At 46.3% G+C, this 6,353-nt stretch carries 4 protein-coding genes; all 4 read right to left on the reverse strand.

The genetic code is table 11. The features are described 5' to 3' along the window. Positions 1–143: 143 nt before the first annotated feature. On the reverse strand, positions 144–1,433 hold the full coding sequence (locus KM934_RS12055) for a hypothetical protein (protein ID WP_215760850.1): 1,290 nt from the start codon (positions 1,431–1,433) through the stop codon (positions 144–146). A 12-nt stretch (positions 1,434–1,445) separates the two neighbouring features. Next, the gene (locus KM934_RS12060; protein WP_215760851.1) at positions 1,446–2,762 is read right to left on the reverse strand and encodes an OmpA family protein; all 1,317 of its coding nucleotides are present in this window, start codon (positions 2,760–2,762) and stop codon (positions 1,446–1,448) included. A 222-nt stretch (positions 2,763–2,984) separates the two neighbouring features. Beyond that, entirely contained in the window at positions 2,985–4,121 is a 1,137-nt protein-coding gene (locus KM934_RS12065; RefSeq protein ID WP_252344995.1) for an AAA family ATPase, read from the reverse strand. Between the two features lie 1,427 nt (positions 4,122–5,548). Beyond that, positions 5,549–6,353, reverse strand: an 805-nt coding sequence (locus KM934_RS12070) for a nucleotidyl transferase AbiEii/AbiGii toxin family protein (protein ID WP_215760852.1), incomplete at its 5' end; no start/stop codon positions are given.

Genomic DNA, 6,353 nt, shown 5'->3' on the forward strand with positions numbered 1-6,353 from the left:
CAGTTTTGGGTTAGCATCTGCACGGCCTACTCCACAGGGTTTGTCGGGTGCGCCATTATACAGAAAGGGAAGTAAGATTCTCAGATGCAAAAGAGGGGGTGCCATAAATACATAGCACACCCTCTTTATGGGTATAGAGTTTGTTATTCTACGTTGAAAGAGTAGATGTCATCGAATTGCTTGTTGGTTCCGATGGCGCCAGATACTGATTTAACGACGACTCCATTGATGATTACACGGCAGTTGTATCGTCTGCCCACAACACCGTCGAAGTGATGAACCTTTACCTGGTATTGTCCTGGAGTGAAATTGTCACTCACGCTATAGATGTTCTCTACAGCATTGCCGGGGTTGGTTATCCAATCACGGTCGAGTTCGAAACAGCCTTGCTTCTTGTTGGTGTAGTAAACATGTAAGTCATCCGGACCATAAAGGTGCAGGTCGTAGTCTGTATGTTCTGCTTCGGAAGGATTGACCCATGTCAGTGTGGCCTGGAACTTGCCAGTTCCGTATGTTGTGGTGATGGTGCCCCATGCGTCAGAACGTCCGTCGTTCCATGAGATGTTGTCCAGCTTGATGTCTGTCCATCCTGTATATGTGTCATATCCACCTGTGCCTGCGATGAGTTTGTCGGTTACTTTGACTCTGATGACAGATGAATATTGTTCCATTTCTGTGTCGGAGTTCAACTGGCTTCGTTTCTGGCGAGACAGCACGGCTTTGTATTCTCCTCTTGCCACGTATGCCATGTACAGGGGTGATCCGTTGGGTGAGAAGGCTATCATCTTGGCATCTTTTGAGCTGCCGTTGACAGGAGTGAGAGTGAGGTAGTAGAAATATTCGTTGTCTATATATTTCTGTAATATGCGGACTCCACCCATTTCTGTGGTCTGTTGTGGATATTCCACCAACACGAAGTATCCTGTCTCAATGAGTGACACGTTGGAGGTGCCGTCTGCGTTGCGAGAGGAGAATGGTACTACTTCCCAACTGTTGGTATAGTCATTGTAACGCAGCAATACGTAGTTGGTGTTGCCTCCAGTGGGGCATTTGAGCACGAGCGGGCTGTTGAACGTGAAGTTCATAGGCTCTATCTTTATGCTGTTTCTCCCTACTATCCTGGCACCTGTTGGCAGCTGGCAGGGCAGGTCGGAAATGTCAACATGGCTAATAGAAAAAGCCACTCGTCCGTTGTCGCCAGAGTTGGTCTTTGGCACGGAACCCTTGGGTATGTAGAGTGTGAAGCCTCCATTCTCGATGTCGGCATACTCATTGGTACCAACAACCACCGTCTGGTCGCCATCGACAAACTCGTTTTTCTCTCCCTTTTCCAGTACCATGGTGTCGTCACCATCGCTCAGGCACGAGGTGAATAGTATTGCAGTCAGACCTATCACCAGTGTGCATATCTTATATGTCATTGATTTCTTCATGTTATTATTTTTTTAGTTGTTCATAATGGTAAACTCTACACGGCGGTTCTTGGCACGCCCTTCCTCAGTGTCGTTGTCGGATAGTGGACGTCTCATGCCATAGTAACTGTAGGTGAGCTTGTCTGGGTTGACTCCCTTGCTTACGAGATAGTTTACAACAGCCTTGGCGCGGTCGCGTGAGAGATTCATGTTGAACTCGTCGCCACCCACATTGTCGGTATGTCCTTTTACCTCTACGTGGCGGTTGCTGCGTCTGAGCGTTTGAGCCAGTTTGTCGAGATAATCGTATGACTCAGGCTTGATGTTGCTCTTTCCGAACTCGAAGGTGATGGCATCAATGGCACAGATGGTCTTACCGTCTACCGACTCGTTCTTTGCCATCATTTCGTCGATTTCCTCCAATGTGTAGCATGGTTTCTCTGGTTTGGCAACAGGCACAGTATATGTTTCCTCAACTACAGGTTCGGTAACTACAGGTTCGGTCTTTGGCTCAGTCTTGGCAGGTTTCTTCTTGAAAATATCAAAAGGAATAGCAAGTGTTGCCTGTAGCTCAATACCGGAGAACTTGCGGTTGCCGTCGATTTGGTAGTTATCGTTGTAGAGATGCAAGATGTCGTTGGCTTTGCTGTCTTTCTCCTTCCCTGCGTAGGTGTCGGTAAAGCCATATTCGTAAGCAGCCTCTAAGCCAAAGTAGCATTTCGTGTCGGCTACAGGAATGGCGAATTTCACACCGACGCCCGCTTGTCCTGCAAAATAAGTGGAGTTGAGATTGGCTTTAGTGATGTCCAGCTCATAGCCGGCATACTTGTAGTCTTCCATTTCTGCCTGTAGCTTGATGTTGCCGCCAGTGCACAGACCGAATACAGGTGCAACATAAACGTATGGGCGAATTTTGGAATCAGCCTTGCCAAAGTTGAAGATAAAAGGTACGCGCAGGTCGATGTAGTGCGCTTTGATAGTGTAGAAGAGATTGTTGATTTTGCTCTCCTCATACGCATTGTCTTCCCTGAATATGCCTGATAGTTTTCCTCCTCTATTAAGGAATGTTACCTGAGGACGGACACCAAACTGGCGATTCTTACCGAACTCTCCATTCACGAAGATGGAGAAGATGCCACTGCCTGTCATTTTGTTGGATGGAAAGTCGTCCTTGTCCAGGTCGGAGTAACTCATCTTGTTGAAACGATAGCCGCCACCTATGCCGAGATACCAGTTGCTTTGTGTGTTCTCTGCTTGAAACTCATTGGCTTCTTGAGCCGTTGCCGACAATGCTACGCACAGTGCCAGCCCCAAACTCAAGGCCATTTTTCTCTGTAGTCCTTTTTTCATAGACAATTATACATTATGTGAATAAATACTTAGCAGTCTTTCTCCACTTGCGCGCGAATAGGAAGCCGACTGCTCTGCAAAGGTAGATAAAAATTCATTTCATGCAAGATGGCATTTTGCCTGGTAGGTGACAAAGTGCCTTGTAAGGATAGCAAAGGGTCGAAAATAGTGCCTATATGGTCGAAAAAACCTAAAGAGGTCTTTATGTTATTATTTTCTTGTTTATATTCTCTTTAACCACAGATCCATGAATCTGTCGTAGATGAGGTAGCCGTCATTGGTTCTATATACCAATTCCTTGTCTTCTAAAATCTTAAGAGCAGCCTTTACGCTGCTGGCTCCGCTCAATTTATGACCTTTGATGAACTTGCTTGCTGTTGGTTGTGCAACGATGCCGTCCTTGGCAATGGCTTTGAGAAGAGCAAACTGATTTTCTGTAAAGAACTGCGTCATGCTCTCATACTGCGGTTCTCTTCCCTCAAGGATGGAAAGGAGAGAGGCATTGACTTGCGGCATGTTTTCGACTTGGCTTTCTGATTCGTAAAGGCGGTTCATAATGCATTGGATATACCAAGTATGCCCATCGAACCGCTGATAGATATGCTCGAAAATCTCTTTTGATAAGTCACCACCTTTCTGCTTAAAGAAGCTTTGGCAGAAGTTATAGTAAATGTCGCATTTCAGTGGCTTTAAGCCCATCATCTCTGTGCTTTGGTAGAATGGATGTTTTGGCGAGCCGAATATTTCTGCCATCAAATGTTGTTTGCTGCCAGAAAAGATAAAGTGTACATGTTGGGCGAACTGAATGTAGGAGCGAAGCAAAGCCTCCGTTCCCTTCTCTGGATATTCAGCTATCTGCTGAAATTCATCGATGGCGATATATACTTCTTTGCCACTCTCGTTGAGATAATTGAAGATGTTACGAATAGTAATATCTTCTTGTGTTGGTTCCACCGTGATGGAGACACTCGGTTCGCCTGTCAATGGATCCATGCTAAGCACTGGGCGTAAGGCACTGAAGAAAGCAATGGTCTTCTCGAAGAATGAGGCGTTCTTGCGCACAATGTCGTTGATGACCATAACGCCAAGTTGCTCCACAAAATCATTCAAGTTCTTGGTGGCGAAAATGTCAAGGTATAGGCATATGGCATCATTCTCTTCTTCCTTGAGATGGTAGAAGGTGTTCTTAATAAGTCCTGTCTTGCCAATCCTTCGAGGAGAGATGAGGGTAATATTTCTTCCGTTCTTCAAGTGGGAAAGTAAACTCTTTGTTTCTGCCTCTCTATCGCAAAAATACTCAGGGCTTTCATAACCTTGATAGACGAAAGGATTCGCTAATTTCTTGTTACTTAGCATCATACGCCATTACATGTTTTATGTTACAACTTTTTTGTAATGACAAAGATACTACTGTTTCTTGAATATTAAAAAGAAAAAGGGCAGAAAGTTGAAAGACGTACTCTATTTTCTGCCCTTTGCCATGTGAAAATCTATCATGGAATTTCTATAATTAGGGTCTGCAGAATTATTATCTGTTCACAGACAGAGGGTAGCAGACCCTCATCGTTATTCTATGCTTCATATTCAGCACTCTGCAGTAAGATATTTTGGTGTAAAATGTGTGTTGGGCTTTCGGGCGAAATAGAGTGGTGGAAGGGCCTTTTTTGGCGTTTTGAATGGGCGACGGGAGGGGCGGAATGGGGCGTTGGGCATGTTTCGAGGGGCGGGGGCTTAGGTATCGAGCCTCGAAAGGTAAGAGATGGAGCTTCGAAAGGGCAGGGATGGAGGGGCGAAACATGGCTTTTCGTGGGGCGGAATGGGGCGTGTGGGATACCGAACGGGCTCTTTATGCGGTAAGTGGTTGAATGTTAGACGGTTGCAAAAATGTGCGAGGATGGCGTTTTTGGATGCGGGGTGGGGCGCGGTGGGAAAAACAGTGTAGATTTGGGGGAGGGATGTTGAGAATGTGGAGTGTCGGATGTGGAATGTTGGGTGTTGGATGTGGAATGTTGAATGTTGAATGTGGCATGTGAGATGTTGAGTGGCCGTGCGGGTTGCTTTGTCAAAAAAACACCGATTTCACCGATGCGCACGGATGGGTCTTTTCACGGATTCTTTACTCTTGCTCCGCTGCCTACCGCTTGGTTTTTGATGCGCCGTCGGCGCAACGGATCGACGTGGATTTTTTCGCAAGCGGAAAGTTGTGTGGGAGAATGTCACACGATGGGCTTGCTTGGTATGCGAAAAATCTGTGGAAATCCGCGAGATCTGTGGGCGACAACTAAGCGCGCAATGCGCTAAAGAACAGGCTGGATGTTTTTATTCTCCCACGGATCTCTCAGATAAGCACAGATGCCATGCGGACTGCTTGTCAATAACACAGATCGCGCCGTCGGCGCGGCAGATCGACACGGATTTTTCGCAGGCGGAAAGTACGAAGAAGTAGTATGCCACATGACGGGGCTTGACATGCGGTCAGACGGATACGCCTCGAAGAGGCAGAAGTTCATAGCCCAGGGCAAGCGAAGCGGCGCCCTGGGTATAATGTGCCGTGTAGCTTGCGCCCTGTAGGGGCAAAAGTGCTGAATCATAGCGTGTTATGTTTACTTTTGCCCTTGCAGGGCGTGGTGTGATGGGGTGTGGCGGTTTACCCAGGGTGTTGCTTCGCTTGCCCTGGGCTATGGAGGTCATTGGGCTTTCAGCCCGCAAGGGTTGTCAGGGCCATGTGGCACGATACTATTTCTTCCACGGATGCCACTTCACTCTGCCGTTGGGCTAAAATACATTTAACTTATTCTTGTCTTCCACAAAGCCATAGGATGAAATTTGATTCTATTGACCATCTCTTTATCTTCGAACAGCAATTCTGGAATATACTTCTTGTCATTGAATTCCCGGACATATTCTTTCTCTGATTCTGTCAGAACCAATAGCTTTGAGAGAAAGTCTTTCACTTCTGTCTTGGCTTTTTCAAAGTCAAAATGCTCACTGCGCCTAAGCACAGGCAAGAGTTGCGAACGAATCTGCGGAAAGCGAATTTTGTCTATCTGCGGAAAAGTTGTGTATTCCGTAGGCGTAGCGTTGTCTTTTCTACTTGAGCCTACAGTCAGGTAAAAGACTGTTGCTTTTCTTAATAATGTTCTCTCCACATCGCTCATAAAGAGTTGATGTTCCACCATATTATAAACATCATAAATGTCACGTGCTGCACTTCTGCCAATCAATGCGTTTATTTTGGTGGCGAACAATTCGACAGGCGAAAGAGAACGTACCTTCACATCGCTCAGAAATGGAATGGACACATGAGTCTCTATGGCTGGCAGGATATGGCAACGGTCGGAATAGTTGATTTCTATCTTGATGCCATCGTTGTTGCCTGCGGCATTGGTATAATGAAACACCCATGAGTCGAGCGTATGCGGTGTCTTGGAGCCAGGCGCAAGATGATAACCCTCCGACTCCATATAGCGTAGAATCTCGCTATTCACTTCTTGGCGTATGGAGAGCATGGCCTCTCGGTCGCAATCTACCGTAAAGCATTCTATGTTTCTACGCAAGAAAAACTTGAAGTTTTTTTGCTGTTCTTTTGAA

The sequence above is a fragment of the Hallella faecis genome (assembly GCF_018789675.1).
Lineage (GTDB): Bacteria > Bacteroidota > Bacteroidia > Bacteroidales > Bacteroidaceae > Prevotella > Prevotella faecis.

Excerpts from the sequence above, each read along its gene's own strand:
- KM934_RS12055 (WP_215760850.1), bottom strand. The coding sequence starts at position 1,433 with ATGAAGAAATCAATGACATATAAGATATGCACACTGGTGATAGGTCTG.
- KM934_RS12060 (WP_215760851.1), bottom strand. The coding sequence starts at position 2,762 with ATGAAAAAAGGACTACAGAGAAAAATGGCCTTGAGTTTGGGGCTGGCA.
- KM934_RS12065 (WP_252344995.1), bottom strand. The coding sequence starts at position 4,121 with ATGATGCTAAGTAACAAGAAATTAGCGAATCCTTTCGTCTATCAAGGT.